This window comes from Arthrobacter terrae (genome assembly GCF_015708085.1).
GTDB lineage: Bacteria > Actinomycetota > Actinomycetes > Actinomycetales > Micrococcaceae > Arthrobacter_M > Arthrobacter_M terrae.
On the sequence record NZ_JADNYM010000027.1, the window covers coordinates 22,162 to 37,205 of the forward strand.

Sequence of the window (15,044 nt, forward strand, 5' to 3'; positions counted from 1 at the left end):
GAAATCCATAACAGGCAACTTGTCCCTGTCTCCCACCACAGTTTAGTGCTGTGAACAGGCGCGAACAAATAAGTGTTGAGGCTGTAATGCTAAGGCGGCTGAGTGCGCCGCGATTGACACCGTATGTGGATGCCGCAGGCAGCCTGCAGGGCGCTGTGCGGCTATGCCGGTGGAACGTAGAGCTGTCCGGTGCTGTGTACGAGGCGCTGCACATTTTCGAGGTCGTCCTGCGCAACGCCCTGGACGAGCAACTGAGCGTTTGGAACGCAGGACAAATCGACCCGACCACGGGGGAGCCGCACTCCAGTGATTGGCTTATGGATCCCTCGATCCTGTTGGAGCGCGTCGTTGGTAGGGACCTACCAGAAGCAAAGAACCGAGCTGGCCATTCAACCAGGGCCTGACCCAAAGAACAGCGCGATCCGTTGCACGCGGACATTCTTGCCGCTTTGTCCACGGGGACCTGGCGTTTCCTTCTCCCCGGCCGCAAGGACCTGGGCAAACAATTGCTATGGGATGAAGCACTTCACAGTGCTTTCCCGCATCTTCGGCGACCGGTCCACGAGCTTGAACGGGCGGTCGGCGGTGTCTACCGCCTAAGAAACATGGTGGCGCATTTAGAACCACTCATCAATAGCAGCATCGCTGCACAGCTGGCCAACATGAGGACAGTCATCGGCGCTATCGACCAGGACCTACTCTCCTGGTTCGCATCCGTGGAGAAAATCGGCGCCACCTGAAGGTGCGCCCGAAACCTTGACGGCAGAGCCACCGTGGCTGAATCGACGTCCACCACCTCCGGTTTTCAGCCCGGTCATGTTCGTCAACGACAACAAGCAAGATGGTCTGGCCTGTCGCGGACATTGTCAGGACCTCGTGGAACTTGATTTTATTGGTAAAAGCTTTTGGGTAGCGACGGAGTCAACGCTGATTGAAGATGTGGAGGGAGGCACAGGATGGCAGCATCTACCGAAGAGATATTGGCGAAGCACCCCTTTGGCCGGATTGCCGTGGTGGAGCATAAGAAGCGCATGTTCGTTGAGGTTCGGGGCTGCCTTCTGCGAGAACAGAAACATCACCTCGGACGCGAAGGAACGACTTTCTCGAGACGGCGACGATAGCAGAACAATGTAGATCAGGACCAGTTCACACCGCCACCCACTCCTCTGCAATCGAAGTTGAGAGGTCTCCCGTATACCCTCCCATCACCGGGCTTAATCTCGGGCGGGGTATACGGGACGCCCGTCGAGCGGCAAGATCAAAAGGGCGGGTCAGAGACCCTTGTGCGCGGTGAAGTCCCGGCTTACGGGACAATTCGGAGAATAACGAGAGCAGGTAGGAAGTGACTCCGTTTCATTGCGATTCTCCTCTGGATATGTTCCCATGAGGCGTGACGGAAGTGGTTGAATCGGCAGCTCAATATGCCCAGTGGTTCGACACTGGCAACTCGGCGTTTCACACTGGTGAGCAGTGCGCACCGCTTCGCAGTCACCCCGATCGAATACGAATTACTCTTTGAGAAGAACCCCATCCCAGCCTGAAATTCACAACCTGACGGGCAACCAGGCGATGGGGCAGGTCAAAATGGAAACCAAACCGGGGGGCCAGCCGCTCGCAAAGCCCACGGCACGTTCCGACGGCCGCTACCGGACATCCATGCATACAGACTCCCAGCCGCGGAGTTCGTCGTGGGCTATGGACGGGTCGTCGACGCAGTTGTCGACGCAGTTGTCGACATGGCCGACGCGCTCGGCGCGAGGCGATCGATGGTGCCCTGCGAGATTGCGTGCAGGGCGTCAACCTGCGACGGGTCCAGCGCGTCAAACAGGTAGCGCCGCACTCCGGCGACGTGGATAGGAGCGGCCTTCTCGAGGATGTCGCGGCCGGCAGGTGTGAGGACGATGAATGCGCTGCGTCGGTCTTCGCTGCAGTTGGAGCGTTCAATCAAGCCGCGGGCTGTCATCCGTGTGAGCTGATGGGATAGCCGACTCTTCTCCCATTGCAGCCCGCGCGCGAGTTCGAGCATCCGCACCGGGCCGTCGGGGTGCTCGCTCAGCCAGACCAGCACGACGTAGTCGGAATTCGACACCCCGGCGCCGTCCTGCAACTCCCGGTTGAGGCGGGCGGTGAGTTGGCTGTGCATATTCAAGGAGGCACGCCACGCCAGCTGTTCACGGTCATTCAACCATCGCACGTCCGATTGCTCGATCATTGCACCATACTATCGTAGTTGACACGTCACCTAATTCGTTCTAGATTTGTTGACGTATCAACAAACATCCATTTAATCCGATTAAGGAGCACGCATGACCACCATCACCACCACCGAATTCGCAACCCTAACTGGCACCTACGCGATCGACGCAGCGCACAGCCGCATAGGTTTCGTCGCCCGCCACGCGATGGTCACCAAAGTGCGCGGCAGCTTCAACGACTTCGAGGGCACCGCCGTCCTGGACGGGTCCGACCTGTCGAAGTCCACCGTCACAGTGACCGCGCAGGTTGCCAGTATCGACACACGCAACGAGCAGCGCGACGGCCACCTGCGCACCAACGACTTCCTCGGCGCCGAGCAATTTCCGGATCTGAGCTTCACTTCGACGTCGATCACCCACGTCGGCGGCAACAACTTCGAGGTCACTGGCGACCTCTCAATCAAGGGCGTGACTAAGTCGGTCACGTTCCCACTCGAGTTCCAGGGCGCGGCGACAGACCCGTTCGGGAACGACCGCATCGGCTTCGAAGGCGCGACTCAGATCCTCCGCAGCGAGTACGGCGTCAGCTTCAACGCACCGCTTGAGACGGGAGGCGTGTTGGTGAGCGACAAGATCACCATCGAGCTCGAGATCTCGGCCGTCAAGTCCGCCTGAATCGCTCGCTTTGGACGGCTCACACCTCGTCGAGGTTTGAGCCGTTTGCAAGGGGCGACGCGAGTTCTCACGGATCTGCCAAAAGTCTGGACAGCGCGAGCGACTCGACAAGATCGGCGGATTGATCTGACCCCAGCACTTGGCCGGAACCCACCTGCCGCAGTTCAACATCACCAAATCACGCACACGGAGGTAAATTCATCATGACCACCATCAGCATCATCGGCGCGGGCAATATGGCCACCGCCATCGGCACCCGGGCGGCGAAGCACGGACACACCGTTGAGCTCTTGAGCCGCAACAGCGCCAAGGCTCAGTCGCTCGCCGACCAGATCGGCAACGGAACCACCGTCGGCACGTACGGGGCAAAGCCGGCGGGTGACATCGTCATCTTGGCAGTCCTCTATACCGGCGCGGTTGACATGGTCGCGCAGTACGGTGATGCGCTCGCCGGCAAGATCCTCGTCGATATCACCAACCCGTTCAACGCCGACGCCACCGGACTCATGACCACCACAGGCAACTCGGTGTCCCAGCAGATTGCCACTGTCGCTCCCGATGACGCACACGTCGTGAAGGCAATCAACACAATCTTCGGCCACGTCCTTGCCAAGGACACGCCGCTGGACGCGTTCCTCGCCGGTGACAGCGCTGAGGCGAAGGCAGGTGTCGCGGCGTTTTTGAAAAGCTTGGACATGCAGCCCCTGGACGCAGGAGGGCTCGAGATGGCTCACGCTCTCGAATGGGCTGGCGTCCTCTTGATGGGCGTGGCACGCAACGGCGCCGGCTTCGATGTTGTTTTGGGCGCAAAATCCCTCTGAACACGTCCACCGTGGTTTCATGGACCGGCTTCAGCCGGCAGATGGTCACCTCGACACTCTGATCACCTTCGACACGAGTTCGCCGACTCGATCAATGCCGACCCGAGGAATCATTCTCCGCGAAGTCAGTTAGTGCCGGGACCCCTAGCACCCTGACGGGGAGCCACCGGGCTGGCTAGTACCTCCAGTCCAGACTGGGAGCCGCTCGAACCGCATAGCAAGTTGAGTTCCCGCATCATTCCGCCGATTCCTATGTCGCGTTCGAGAAGCCGCTCGCCCATTGATGTGCGACGTGGCTGGCGAACCCTATCCGCCGGTGAGACCGCCACGCGCCAATCGAAAAACCGAGATGGACGGGGAGCCAGAATCGCCAGGGGTTGGCACCATTCTCACGATCTCTTCCGAAGGCTGAGGCGGTCATAGGATTTTTACGGCCCGGTACTCCTACCCCTGCGGGATGCAGCATGATCTTGACGGAGCTACCGGCTTAGCGTTTTTCTCGGCATAATCCGAACTAAGCCGATATCGGCTTAGTTCGGACAAGGGATCGGGCCATCCAGCGACGGCAACGTGTTGCTGAGGCTGTTTCCCATTGGCGCGATGATGCGCTCAGCCTGGGGGCCGAGCCTGACCTCTTGGGGTTCATGGATCGGGCATTCGATGGGGACAATGCACAACGTGTCGGCTCATTGGCAGTGGCACCGCTCGTGATTGACCTCGCCGACGCCACACGCCCGGCGAATACAGAGATCCCTCCTCAGGGGAAAGTCTGGGTTCCTGAACACCCGCGCGCAGGCAAGACAGTTCGCGGACACTACCGCAAACGTCGAAGCTGACCGGCAAGCTCAGGGACGGCACTCGTCAGGCGGTTCCAGATGCTAGCCCCTTGGGTGACAGTGCTTTTCGGCTAGGCTGAACCTCCATACATTTCGGAGAGAAGGGTGAGATGGCCGAGACGACTATCACCAGTACCACGGCGGCTGAGGTGATGGCGGAGTTGGCCGCGCTGGAGGACCCGAAGGCACGGGCGGTGAACGAGAAACACGGTGACGACCATGGGGTGAACCTGGGCAAACTGCGGGGGGTCGCGAAGCGGCTGAAGAAGCAGCAGGAACTTGCGCGACAGCTCTGGGCAACTGGTGACACGGCGGCGAGACTGGTGGCGCTCCTGATTTGCCGCCCGAAGGACTTTGGGCGTGACGAGCTGGACGCCATGGTGCGCGAGGCGCGCATCCCCAAAGTGAACGACTGGCTCGTGAATTATGTGGTGAAGAAGAGCCCGCACGCCGAGGAGCTGCGCGTGGCCTGGTTCGCCGATCCGGATCCGATAGTTGCCAGCGCCGGTTGGACGCTTACCAGTGAATGCGTTACGAAGCAGGCTGTTGGCCTGGACCTTTCAGGGTTGCTCGATACCATTGAGGCGCAGATGAAGGACGCGCCGGACCGCCTGCAATGGGCCATGAACCACTGCCTGGCCCAAATCGGGATCGAGCACGCCGAGCATCGCGCCCGGGCCATCACCATTGGTGAGCGCCTGGGAGTACTCAAGGATTACCCCACGCCGCCGAATTGCACGTCTCCGTTCACGCCCATTTGGATCACGGAGATGGTGCGCAGAAAGCAGGAGCCGTAGGAACACAGGAACCGGACGGCGAGCCATGCTGCCCGGGCCAGGTGCACTGGCAGCAGGAGATCAAGCCGAAAGCGGCGATTTCACTGGGACCGAAGCCGAACTCGGCGATGCGGGTCAACATTGCGGTCAGCATCACGGAGAACCGAGGAACGACTCGGGGTGACGGGGAGTCCGTCAGTCGTCCCAGCGGCCGGTTTTGAAGAAGTGCTCGATGGTGCCGGTGTTGGCGCCGGGTTCGAGGCCTTTTTCTGCCAGCCACGCCTGGTTGTTGTAGCTGCCCGCATACCTTTCGCCGCCGTCGCACATCAGGGACACGACGCTGCCGCGCTCGCCGTTGGCGATCATCTGCGCGATCAGCTGCCAGACACCCCAGAGATTCGTCCCGGTCGAGGGACCGGCGAATAGGCCGGTGAGCTTGCGCAGGTGCATCATGGCGGCGACCGATGCGGCATCCGGGACCTGGATCATGTGGTCGATCACGGAGGGGACAAAGCTCGGTTCCATTCGGGACCTGCCGATGCCTTCAATGCGTGAGGGAATCCCCGTGGTGTGCTGGGTATTGCCGGTCTTCCACGCGGGGTAGAACGCGGAGTTCTCCGGGTCGACCACGGCCAGTGATGTGGCGTACCGGTTGTAGCGCAGGTAACGGCCGATGGTGGCGCTGGTGCCCCCAGTGCCGGCACCGACGACGATCCAGCGGGGGATGGGATGCTCCTCCAGGGCGAGCTGGCCGAAGATGGATTCGGCGATGTTGTTGTTACCGCGCCAGTCTGTGGCTCGTTCCGCGTAGGTGAATTGGTCCATGTAGTGGCCTCCGCAATCAGCGGCCAGCCCGGCAGCGACGCTGTAGACCTGGTCCGCACGCTCCACGAAATGGCAGCGGCCGCCGGATTGTTCGATCAGGGCGGTCTTCTCCGGGCTGGTGGTGCTCGCCATGACGGCGATAAACGGAAGGCCAAGCAGCCGGGCAAAGTAGGCCTCGGAGACGGCGGTGCTACCGGAGCTTGCCTCCACGATCGTGGTGTCTTCGCGGATCCAGCCGTTGACCAGCCCGAACAGGAACAGCGAGCGGGCCAGGCGGTGCTTGAGGCTGCCGGAATGATGCGTTGACTCGTCTTTGAGGTACAGCTGCACGCCCCAGGATTCCGGCAGTGGCACCGCGTACAGGTGTGTGTCGGCAGAGCGGTTGTTTTCGGCCATGATGAGGCGGAGGGCGTCATCCGCCCAGGTGCGCGCGGAAGTGTCGCTGACGGTATGCATACTGGTCAGCTTATTGCACACCCTTGCTGCGCGGTCTTTGAGCACGGCTTTTGCAGGTAGAGGCGTTTTTAGTGCACGGCTTAACTGCACGGGCGGGGCAGCCGGCACCGAGATTGGCGCAACTGGATGCTGGCTAGAGTGGTTTAATGCTACGAATCAGGGTCTACCGTAACGGCCGGGTTACGGATGAAAAGATTGAGGTGAACCAGCTGGGCCGGCTGGCGAAGGACCAGGACGCGACGATCTGGGTGGATGTGGATTCCCCAGATCCGGAGACCATCGAGGCGTTGCGGGATCAGCTGGGTTTCCACAAGCTGGCGGTGGAGGACGTGTTGGGTACGCGGCAGCGGCCCAAATTGGAGACGTACGGGGACCACTTCTTCCTGAACGCCTACGTCACTGAGGTTCGCGAGGTTCGCGAGGTCCGCGAGGTCCGCAAGCTCCGCAAGGACGAGGAATCCCGCGGGAATCCGGATGCAGCGCCGGCTCCGCCGCTGGGACGGGGTCCGGATGAGGATGCGGGAGAAGACCCGGACCAGGACCCCGGCCAGGGTGCTGACCTGCGGCTGCGAACCACCGAGGTCTCCGCTTTCATCACCGGCAATGTTGTGGTGGTGGTGCCCGGTGGCAGTGGTTTTGACGCCCAAGAGGTGTTAACCCGGGCCGACGAAAACGCCGACATCTGCCACAGTGGATCGGGTTTTTTGGTTTACAGCCTGTTGGATTACCTGGTGGACAAGCAGCTGGAGGCGGCAGAGGCCTTTGATGGCTCTGCCGATGATTTGGGTTCCCTGCTGTTTGCCCGCCGGCCGCAGGACATTCAAATGCGCAGCTTCCGGCTGCACAAGGAGCTGACGGTTCTGCGCCGGGTGCTGGTGCCGATGCGGGAGGTACTCAGCGCCGTGCTTCGTCATGAATCCGCCCCGCAGAATGCTGCGGGCGCGGCAAACTCGGAGTTGCTGCCGTATTTTCAGGATGTCTATGACCATGTGCTTCGGGCGGTGGACTGGACCGAATCGGCCAGGGATATGGTCAACAACGTTCTGCAGACCTACCTGACCATTCAGGGCAACAACATGAACATCATTATGAAGAAAGTGACCAGCTGGGCTGCCATTATTGCGGTACCTACAGCGATCACGGGTTTCTATGGCATGAATGTGCCATATCCGGGCGTCGGCACGCAGTGGGGAGTCGCGGTGGCGGTGGTCGTGATGCTTGCGATGTCGGTGGTCCTGTATACGGTGTTTAAACGCAGGAACTGGCTCTGATCCGGTGAGCGAAAGCGGACAGGACAGGACAGGATCGAAGAATGTGCGCTATGAGGGAGCTGCCGTGAAGACGCTGATAAATGTAACTGAGCTCCGGGAACGGATGCAGGCTGGAACGCGGACGGTGCTGCTGGACGTCCGCTGGACCCTCGGTGGTCCGCATGGCCACGATCCCTACCTCCGCGGGCACATACCCGGCGCGGTCTTTGTGGATCTGGAAACGGAACTTTCCGGGCATGGCAAGGCGCAGCAGGGCCGTCACCCGCTGCCGGATCCGGCGGCTCTCACCCAGGCAGCGCGCGGCTGGGGGATAAATTCCGGAGACACGGTGGTGGCCTATGACGACGGCGGCAACATGGCTGCGGCGCGCTTGTGGTGGCTGTTGCGCGACGGCGGCTTTGACCGGGTAGCGCTGCTGGACGGCGGTCTGGGTGCCTGGCGTGCCGCCGGTTATCCAATCGCCGACGGCGACCAACGGCCGCCGGCGGGCGACGTCCAGTTGGCGTCGGGCCGGATGCCGACGATTGGGATTGGCACGATCAAAAATGGTGCGACTGGAACTGAGGCACTTGGAAACGACTCGGTGAGTTCCGCCTCGGCTGGACTTGATGACGTGCGTCGGTGGCCCTCGTCGGGCGTCCTGCTCGATGCCCGTGCTGGTGAGCGGTATCGCGGTGAGACGGAACCCATGGATCCGCGTGCTGGTCATATTCCCGGAGCCGTGAACGCCCCGACTTCAGCCAATCTGACAGCAGACAAGCGCTTCCTTCCCCCCGCGGAGCTGGCCGCGAGGTTCGCCGCTTTAGGTGTGACGCCGTCGTCCGCCGTTGCCGTCTACTGCGGTTCCGGGGTCACCGCTGCGCACGAAATTGCTGCCCTGGAAATTGCGGGCATTCGCGCAACACTCTTTCCGGGATCGTGGTCGGCCTGGTCCAATCACCCGGAGCTGCCCGTAGCGACCGGGCCCCAGCCGGCGCAGCGGCAGCAGACCGGGAACTCCCAGAATCCCGCGATAAAATGAACCAATGAGTATTACGAAGGCCTATGCGTCCGATTCTCCCACCAGCGGTTTTGCCGCCTCAACGTTAGACCGGCGCGAGCCCGGACCCACCGATGTGGAAATTGCCATTGATTTTTGTGGACTTTGCCACTCCGATGTTCATTCGATCCGGGGCGAATGGGGCGGCAACAGCTATCCCTTGACGCCCGGGCATGAAATTGTGGGCAAGGTCAGCGCCGTTGGTTCCGATGTAACCTCTTTCGCTCCCGGAGACGCCGTGGGCGTGGGCTGCATGGTCGACTCGTGCCGTGAATGTGACAGTTGCCTCAAAGGGTTCGAGCAGTACTGCGAACGTGGAATGACCGGCACTTATGGAGCCGTGGATAAGCGCAACGGTTCGGTGGTCACCCAAGGCGGGTACTCGCAGAGCATCGTGGTGGACCAGGGCTATGTGCTGCGCGTTCCTGCCAATCTGGACCCCGCTGCCGTCGCACCGTTGCTTTGCGCCGGCATTACCACCTACTCGCCGCTGCGCCGTCTGAATGTGGACAAAGGCGACACCGTTGGTGTGATCGGGCTCGGCGGCCTTGGACACATGGCCGTCAAGATTGCCAAGGCGATGGGAGCCAGCGTGACCGTTTTCACCAGCTCGCCGGCCAAGGAGGAGGCTGCCCGCGCACTGGGGGCCGATAGTGTGGTCGTGTCCAGCGACGCACAGCAGCTGGAAGCGGCGAATGATTCCCTCAATGTCATTATCGATACGGTAGCTGCCGTACACGATCTGAATCCCTATTTGCGTACGCTTAAGCGTGATGGCTCCCTGGTCCAGCTGGGCTTGCCGGCCGGGGAGATGCCCGCGGTGAATCCCGGGCAGCTGATCAGCAAGCGCCTGTCCTATAGCGGGTCACTGATCGGCGGGATCGCGGAAACCCAGGAAATGCTGGACTTCTGCGCCGAGCACAACGTGGTCTCCAGCATCGAGATGGTCAGTGCCGGCCAGCTGGATGCGGCATATGACCGAATGGTGGCCGGTGATGTGAAGTACCGTTTTGTCCTGGACACCTCGACCCTTTAAGGACGCATCATGGCAACGCTGTTCAGCCGCATCATCGCCGGCGAAATTCCCGGCCGCTTCGTCTGGAAAGACGACGACCTGGTGGCATTTCTGACCATCGGTCCGCTCACCGACGGCCACACGCTGGTGGTGCCGCGGGAGGAAATCGACCGCTGGACGGATGCTCCTCCGGCGCTGATGGCGCGGCTGACAACCGTGGCGCAGACGATCGGTCAGGCGCAGGTTCAGGCATTCGGGGTGGAGCGGGCCGGGCTGGTCATTGCCGGCTTCGAGGTGGAACACCTGCACGTGCATGTTTTCCCGGCACACTCGATGGCGGACTTCGATTTCAGCCGGGTGGACAACTCCCCGGACCCGGCAGTCTTGGACGGCAACGCGGAGAAGCTCCGGGCCGCGCTGCGCGAGGCCGGGCACGGGGAGTTCATTCCGGAAGGCTGAGCCCGGAGTGTCGGGTGCCTCTCGCGCTGAAGGTGTTTGCGCTGAAGGTGTTTGCATGGATCCGGTGTCCGCGCCGCAGCCGGTGTTGGGCTGTGCCGGGGTTAGTCGGGGAACCTGGTCCACAGCCGGGGCCCGGGAAAAGCACCGGTGTCCACCGCGCTGACGGCGTTGCTGGCGTCCGCAGCGGGTACGTCAGCGCAGAAGAAACCGGCCCGCTCGGCCACCCGTTCGCTAGGGCGGTTTCCGTCCTGCGTCCACAGCGCTACATAAGGTGCACCGGCCGACAGCGCCCAACCGGCAAGGACATTGACCACGGCCGTCGCTGTGCCTTGTCCGCGCCCGGCGGGCAGCAGCGCGTAGAAGATCTCGGGAGCGTCGTCGCTGTTTTTGATTCCCGCAGTTCCAGCCACGGCTCCGTTGCGTTCCAGCACGTACCGGGCGCTGATGCCGGCCGCTGCTGACTCCCGTGCACGAACAATGCGTGCGCACGCTTGCTCGTGGGTGAGGTGCGCAGGGTAAAACGTCCAGGTCACCACGTCGGCACAGGCAGAGAGCGCTTGTTCCATTTGCGCATCCTGTTCCAGCTGTGCATCCACACCCTGCGTATCCACACCGCCGAGCCGCCGGAGCCGCACTGGACCGGTGGCGAGGACAGCCGGCGGCAGCTGAATCTGCACGCGCGGCGTCCTCACGCCGGCGCCAAGGCCTTATTCAATGTTGTTCGGATGCGCTTTTCGGAAACCGGGTAAGCGGTGCCAAGCTCGACGGCGAACAGGCTCACCCGCAGCTCTTCGAGCATCCAGCGGACGTGCACCAGAGGGGCATCCGGCCGCTGCTGAAGGCCAGGCAGCAAGGCCGACACGGCGTCGTCGTACTCATCTTCCAGGCGCTGGATCACGGCCATATTCAACCCGTCGCGCTGAACGTTGGTGGGAAGTTTTTCCAGCCGGCGCTCGATGGCGTTCAGATACCGCGGGAGCATGGCCAGCTGCGCGTAACCGGTGCACGCCACGAACCCGGGGTAGACCAGCAGCTCCAGCTGAGCCTTAATATCATTGAGGGCGGAAATCAGGGCCAGGCTGGTGGTCCCCTTCAGCGCTTTCTCAATCCGGCGCGTGCTGGCCAAAATGCGTTCGACGACGGCGGTGACAGTGAACACCGTGTCGATCAGTTCAGCGCGCACCACCTCGTAGAGAGCATCGAATTCCGCGGCCGACCAGGGGAGCGACTCCGGCGTCAGCTTGTCCACCGCGGCCAGCGTGCAGTCGGCAATCAGGGACGCGACGCTGCCGTGCGGGTTTTGCGTGAAGGTGAGTTTTTCATTGTTGCTCAGGTGCTCCAGCACGTATCGATCGGGGGAGGGGACGCGAAGCGCCAACAGCTTGATGACGCCCCCGCGCATGGCGGCCAGCTGCTCCGGCTCGGTTTGGAAAATCCGCAGTCCAACGGTGGCTCCTTCATCCACCAAGGCAGGGTAGCCGGTGACGGTGTGGCCGGCCACTAGCCGCTTCACGTCACGGGGCAGGACGCCGACAGACCATTCGGTCAACCCTGAACGCTCCTGGACTGCGGCGCTGTTAGCACTGGCTGCACCGTTGGCACCGGCACCGGCTGCACCAGCTGCACCGGCGGATGATATCCGTTCCCCCGCGCCGCGCCGGGGATCCGGGCGTTCCGCGGACTTGCGCTGCGTGGTCTTGGGCGTCGCCCCCAGGGATTCCGCGATGGCCCGGCGGGTGGCACCGGCCAGTTCATCCTGCAGCCGCGCCAGATCGGTGCCTTCGTCGATGATTCGGCCGCTGCGGTCCACCACCTGGAACGTCATCCGCAGATGAGTGGGGACTGCGTCCCAGTTCCACGATCCGGGCGGGATGAGATGGCCCTTGAGCCGGCGCAGCGCCAGCTCAAGGGAAGATTCAAGAGCGTCGGTCGCGGGGTCGAAGTCCGCGGCGAGCGCAGCGGTGGCGGCCCGTGCAACGTCCGGAGCCGGAATGAAATTCTTCCTGACCTGCTTGGGCAGGGACTTGATCAGCGCCGTGACCAGTTCGGCTCGGAGTCCGGGAATCTGCCAGCGAAAAGGTGCCTCCGTGAGCTGATTCAGGAACAAAACCGGAACCTGCACGCTCACCCCGTCGGAAGGATTCGGGGCCGAACCGGGAGCAGTGGGACGGAATTCGTAGGAGAGCGGAAATTCGAAGCCGTCCTGTTGCCAGATTTTAGGGAAGGCTGCCTCGTCAAGGCCAGCGGCGTCGTCGGCCACCAGGACGTCGGGATCGAAGTCCAGCAGCGTCGGATGATCCTGACGCGTGGCTTTCCACCACTTGTCAAAATGCCGTTCGGAGACCACTTCGGACCCGACGCGCTCATCGTAGAAGGCGAAGAGCGTTTCGTCGTCGACGCGCAGATCCCGGCGCCGCATCCGTGTTTCCAGCTCTTCGACCTCGGCCAGCAACGCCTGGTTTCGATGGAAGAACTTGTGATGAGTGTTCCAATCACCCTCCACCAGGGCATGCCGGATGAATAGTTCGCGGCTGAGCTCGGCATCGATCCGGCCGTAGTTGATCCGGCGTTGCGGGACGATCGGGACGCCGTAAAGCGTTACCTTTTCGTAGGCCATGACCGATCCCATTTTCTTGGACCAGTGCGGCTCACTGAAGCTGCGCTTGACTAAATCAGGTGCCACCTGCTCGGCCCAGAGCGGGTCAAACTTTGCGGCCACCCGGGCCCAGAGGCGGGAAGTTTCCACCAGCTCGGCCGCCATTACCCAGTCAGGGGACTTCTTGAACAACGCCGAACCGGGGAAAATGGCGAAACGGGAGCCTCGGGCACCGGCGTATTCACGTTTGCGCGGATCGTAGAGACCGATGTGGCTCAGCAATCCGGTCAGCAGGCTGATATGAATCTCGGTGTGATTCCCTACGGCGTCCACCTCTCCGGGGGCGAGCGCAATGCCGAGGGGTTTGGCCAACTGGCGCAATTGGGCGAAGAGGTCCTGCCATTCGCGGATCCGCAGGAAATTAATAAACTCGGCCTTGCAAAGCCGGCGGAAGGCTGTGGAGGAGAGTTCCTCCTGCTTGGTCTGCAGATACCGCCACAGGTTCAGAAAACCCGTGAAATCTGAGTTCTCGTCAGCGAACCGCTTGTGTTTTTCCGCAGCGAGCTGCTGCTTTCCGCTCTCGGCCTGCGGGCGCTCGCGTGGATCCTGAATGGTCAGCGCGGCGGCAAGAATCATCACCTCGCGTGCACAGCCGCGCTTGCCGGCCTCCACAATCATCCGTCCCAGCCGCGGATCTACCGGCAGCTGGGCGAGCTGACGGCCGACGGCGGTGATGGCGCCTTGGGCGGTCACCGCGCCGAGCTCACGCAGGAGCGTGACGCCGTCGGCAATGGCCTTGGAATCCGGCGGCTCCACAAACGGGAATTCCGCTACGTCCTTGGGTCCCTGGGCCACACCCATGGACGTCATCTGCAAAATGACCGCCGCTAGGTTGGTGCGCAAAATCTCCGGGTCGGTGAATTCGCGGCGGCTGGCGAAGTCATCCTCGGAGTACAGCCGGATGCAGATGCCGTCGGAAACACGGCCGCATCTGCCGGATCGCTGATTTGCCGAAGCCTGTGAGACCTTTTCAATCGGCAGCCGCTGGACCTTGGTGCGGTGGGAATAGCGGGAGATCCGAGCGGTGCCGGGATCAATGACGTACTTAATGCCTGGAACGGTCAGGGAGGTTTCCGCCACGTTGGTGGCCAGCACAATCCGGCGTCTGGCCTTGGGGCCTTTCCCGGGCGTGAACACGGCGTGCTGCTCGGCGAGGGAAAGCCGGGCAAAGAGCGGCAGGATCTCCGTCTCCCGCAGTCCGGAGTTCAGCGGAGCTGATTTAGCGCGGCCGCGCAGCGCCTCGGCCGCGTCGCGGATCTCGCGCTCGCCGGAAAAGAAGATCAGGACATCTCCCGGCGCCTCCTTGGCCAGCTCGTCCACTGCGTCACAGACGGCGTCCAGCGGGTCGCGGTCCTCGCTGGTGCCCGCATCGGCGGGGTCGTCGTCGTCCTCCATGGCCGGACCGCTCAGCGGACGGTAGCGGATTTCCACCGGATACGTCCGCCCGGACACCTCAACGATCGGAGCGGGACCGGCCGCAGTGGCGAAGTGCGCGGCGAAGCGCTCCGGATCAATTGTGGCAGAGGTGATAATGACCTTCAGGTCCGGCCGTTTGGGCAGAATCTGCTTCAGATACCCCAAAATGAAATCGATGTTCAGGCTGCGCTCGTGGGCCTCGTCGATGATCAGCGTCGAATAGCGCCGGAGCAGCCGGTCGCGCTGGATCTCCGCCAGCAGAATGCCATCCGTCATCAGCTTGATCTTCGTCTGCGGCCCGACATGGCCGGTGAAACGGACCTGAAAGCCCACCTCGGCGCCCAACTCGACGTCAAGCTCGCTCGCGATGCGCTCCGCAACTGTGCGCGCGGCCAGTCGCCTGGGTTGCGTATGGCCGATCAGACCCTTCTCCGCCAGCCCCAGTTCCAGGCACATCTTGGGGATCTGCGTGGTCTTCCCGGACCCGGTTTCCCCGGCGATAATGGTGATCTGATTGGCGGCAATAGCAGCCATGAGATCCTCGCGGCGCTCCGAGACCGGCAGCTCGGGAGGGTACTGGATTGTCAAAGTCATTGTGCCTTCC

13 protein-coding genes are annotated in these 15,044 nt (G+C 62.3%); 9 read left to right on the top strand and 4 right to left on the bottom strand.

Annotated features, from left to right (window positions below; all coding sequences use genetic code 11):
* Window positions 1-125 precede the first annotated feature (125 nt).
* Together IV500_RS17920 and IV500_RS17925 are read left to right on the top strand one after the other, a co-directional pair.
* The gene (locus IV500_RS17920; protein ID WP_196398186.1) at window positions 126-404 is read left to right on the top strand and encodes a hypothetical protein; all 279 of its coding nucleotides are present in this window, start codon (window positions 126-128) and stop codon (window positions 402-404) included.
* Window positions 405-425: 21 nt separating this feature from the next.
* A complete protein-coding gene (locus IV500_RS17925) occupies window positions 426-740 on the top strand; it encodes a hypothetical protein (protein WP_196398187.1) in 315 nt (104 codons plus the stop codon).
* A gap of 953 nt (window positions 741-1,693) precedes the next feature.
* On the opposite strand, the gene IV500_RS17930 is transcribed toward IV500_RS17925, so the two are convergent.
* A complete protein-coding gene (locus IV500_RS17930; RefSeq protein ID WP_196398188.1) occupies window positions 1,694-2,212 on the bottom strand; it encodes a MarR family winged helix-turn-helix transcriptional regulator in 519 nt (172 codons plus the stop codon).
* A gap of 94 nt (window positions 2,213-2,306) precedes the next feature.
* On the opposite strand from IV500_RS17930, the gene IV500_RS17935 reads away from it, so the two are divergent.
* From IV500_RS17935 to IV500_RS17945, 3 genes are all read left to right on the top strand, one after another.
* Window positions 2,307-2,870 carry a YceI family protein gene (locus tag IV500_RS17935; protein WP_196398189.1) on the top strand — a complete coding sequence of 188 codons (564 nt, stop codon included), beginning with the start codon at window positions 2,307-2,309 and terminating at the stop codon, window positions 2,868-2,870.
* A gap of 203 nt (window positions 2,871-3,073) precedes the next feature.
* Window positions 3,074-3,691: an NADPH-dependent F420 reductase gene (locus IV500_RS17940; RefSeq protein WP_196398190.1), complete on the top strand. Its 618-nt coding sequence runs from the start codon at window positions 3,074-3,076 to the stop codon at window positions 3,689-3,691.
* A gap of 946 nt (window positions 3,692-4,637) precedes the next feature.
* Entirely contained in the window at window positions 4,638-5,324 is a 687-nt protein-coding gene (locus IV500_RS17945; protein WP_196398191.1) for a DNA alkylation repair protein, read from the top strand.
* Between the two features lie 174 nt (window positions 5,325-5,498).
* Here the strand turns inward: IV500_RS17945 and IV500_RS17950 are convergent, their stop codons facing one another.
* Window positions 5,499-6,584, bottom strand: coding sequence for a PLP-dependent cysteine synthase family protein (locus IV500_RS17950; RefSeq protein WP_196398192.1), 1,086 nt, complete (start codon window positions 6,582-6,584; stop codon window positions 5,499-5,501).
* Window positions 6,585-6,730: 146 nt separating this feature from the next.
* On the opposite strand from IV500_RS17950, the gene IV500_RS17955 reads away from it, so the two are divergent.
* From IV500_RS17955 to IV500_RS17970, 4 genes are all read left to right on the top strand, one after another.
* On the top strand, window positions 6,731-7,855 hold the full coding sequence (locus tag IV500_RS17955) for a magnesium transporter CorA family protein (protein ID WP_196398193.1): 1,125 nt from the start codon (window positions 6,731-6,733) through the stop codon (window positions 7,853-7,855).
* Window positions 7,856-7,919: 64 nt separating this feature from the next.
* Window positions 7,920-8,876 (top strand): sulfurtransferase, encoded by a 957-nt coding sequence (locus IV500_RS17960; RefSeq protein WP_196398222.1) that lies wholly within the window; start codon window positions 7,920-7,922, stop codon window positions 8,874-8,876.
* A 4-nt stretch (window positions 8,877-8,880) separates the two neighbouring features.
* A complete protein-coding gene (locus tag IV500_RS17965; RefSeq protein WP_196398194.1) occupies window positions 8,881-9,930 on the top strand; it encodes an NAD(P)-dependent alcohol dehydrogenase in 1,050 nt (349 codons plus the stop codon).
* 9 nt (window positions 9,931-9,939) lie between these two features.
* On the top strand, window positions 9,940-10,368 hold the full coding sequence (locus IV500_RS17970) for an HIT family protein (RefSeq protein WP_196398195.1): 429 nt from the start codon (window positions 9,940-9,942) through the stop codon (window positions 10,366-10,368).
* A 101-nt stretch (window positions 10,369-10,469) separates the two neighbouring features.
* Here IV500_RS17970 and IV500_RS17975 read toward each other — a convergent pair whose 3' ends face one another.
* Together IV500_RS17975 and hrpA are read right to left on the bottom strand one after the other, a co-directional pair.
* Window positions 10,470-11,045: a GNAT family N-acetyltransferase gene (locus IV500_RS17975; RefSeq protein ID WP_196398196.1), complete on the bottom strand. Its 576-nt coding sequence runs from the start codon at window positions 11,043-11,045 to the stop codon at window positions 10,470-10,472.
* An 11-nt stretch (window positions 11,046-11,056) separates the two neighbouring features.
* Window positions 11,057-15,034, bottom strand: coding sequence for an ATP-dependent RNA helicase HrpA (hrpA, locus tag IV500_RS17980; RefSeq protein ID WP_196398197.1), 3,978 nt, complete (start codon window positions 15,032-15,034; stop codon window positions 11,057-11,059).
* Window positions 15,035-15,044 lie beyond the last annotated feature (10 nt).

Bases quoted from the DNA above. Each gene is read 5' to 3' on its own strand.
- IV500_RS17930 (WP_196398188.1), bottom strand. From the start codon at position 2,212: ATGATCGAGCAATCGGACGTGCGATGGTTGAATGACCGTGAACAGCTG.
- IV500_RS17935 (WP_196398189.1), top strand. From the start codon at position 2,307: ATGACCACCATCACCACCACCGAATTCGCAACCCTAACTGGCACCTAC.
- IV500_RS17940 (WP_196398190.1), top strand. From the start codon at position 3,074: ATGACCACCATCAGCATCATCGGCGCGGGCAATATGGCCACCGCCATC.
- IV500_RS17945 (WP_196398191.1), top strand. From the start codon at position 4,638: ATGGCCGAGACGACTATCACCAGTACCACGGCGGCTGAGGTGATGGCG.
- IV500_RS17950 (WP_196398192.1), bottom strand. From the start codon at position 6,584: ATGCATACCGTCAGCGACACTTCCGCGCGCACCTGGGCGGATGACGCC.
- IV500_RS17955 (WP_196398193.1), top strand. From the start codon at position 6,731: ATGCTACGAATCAGGGTCTACCGTAACGGCCGGGTTACGGATGAAAAG.
- IV500_RS17965 (WP_196398194.1), top strand. From the start codon at position 8,881: ATGAGTATTACGAAGGCCTATGCGTCCGATTCTCCCACCAGCGGTTTT.
- IV500_RS17970 (WP_196398195.1), top strand. From the start codon at position 9,940: ATGGCAACGCTGTTCAGCCGCATCATCGCCGGCGAAATTCCCGGCCGC.
- hrpA (WP_196398197.1), bottom strand. From the start codon at position 15,034: ATGACTTTGACAATCCAGTACCCTCCCGAGCTGCCGGTCTCGGAGCGC.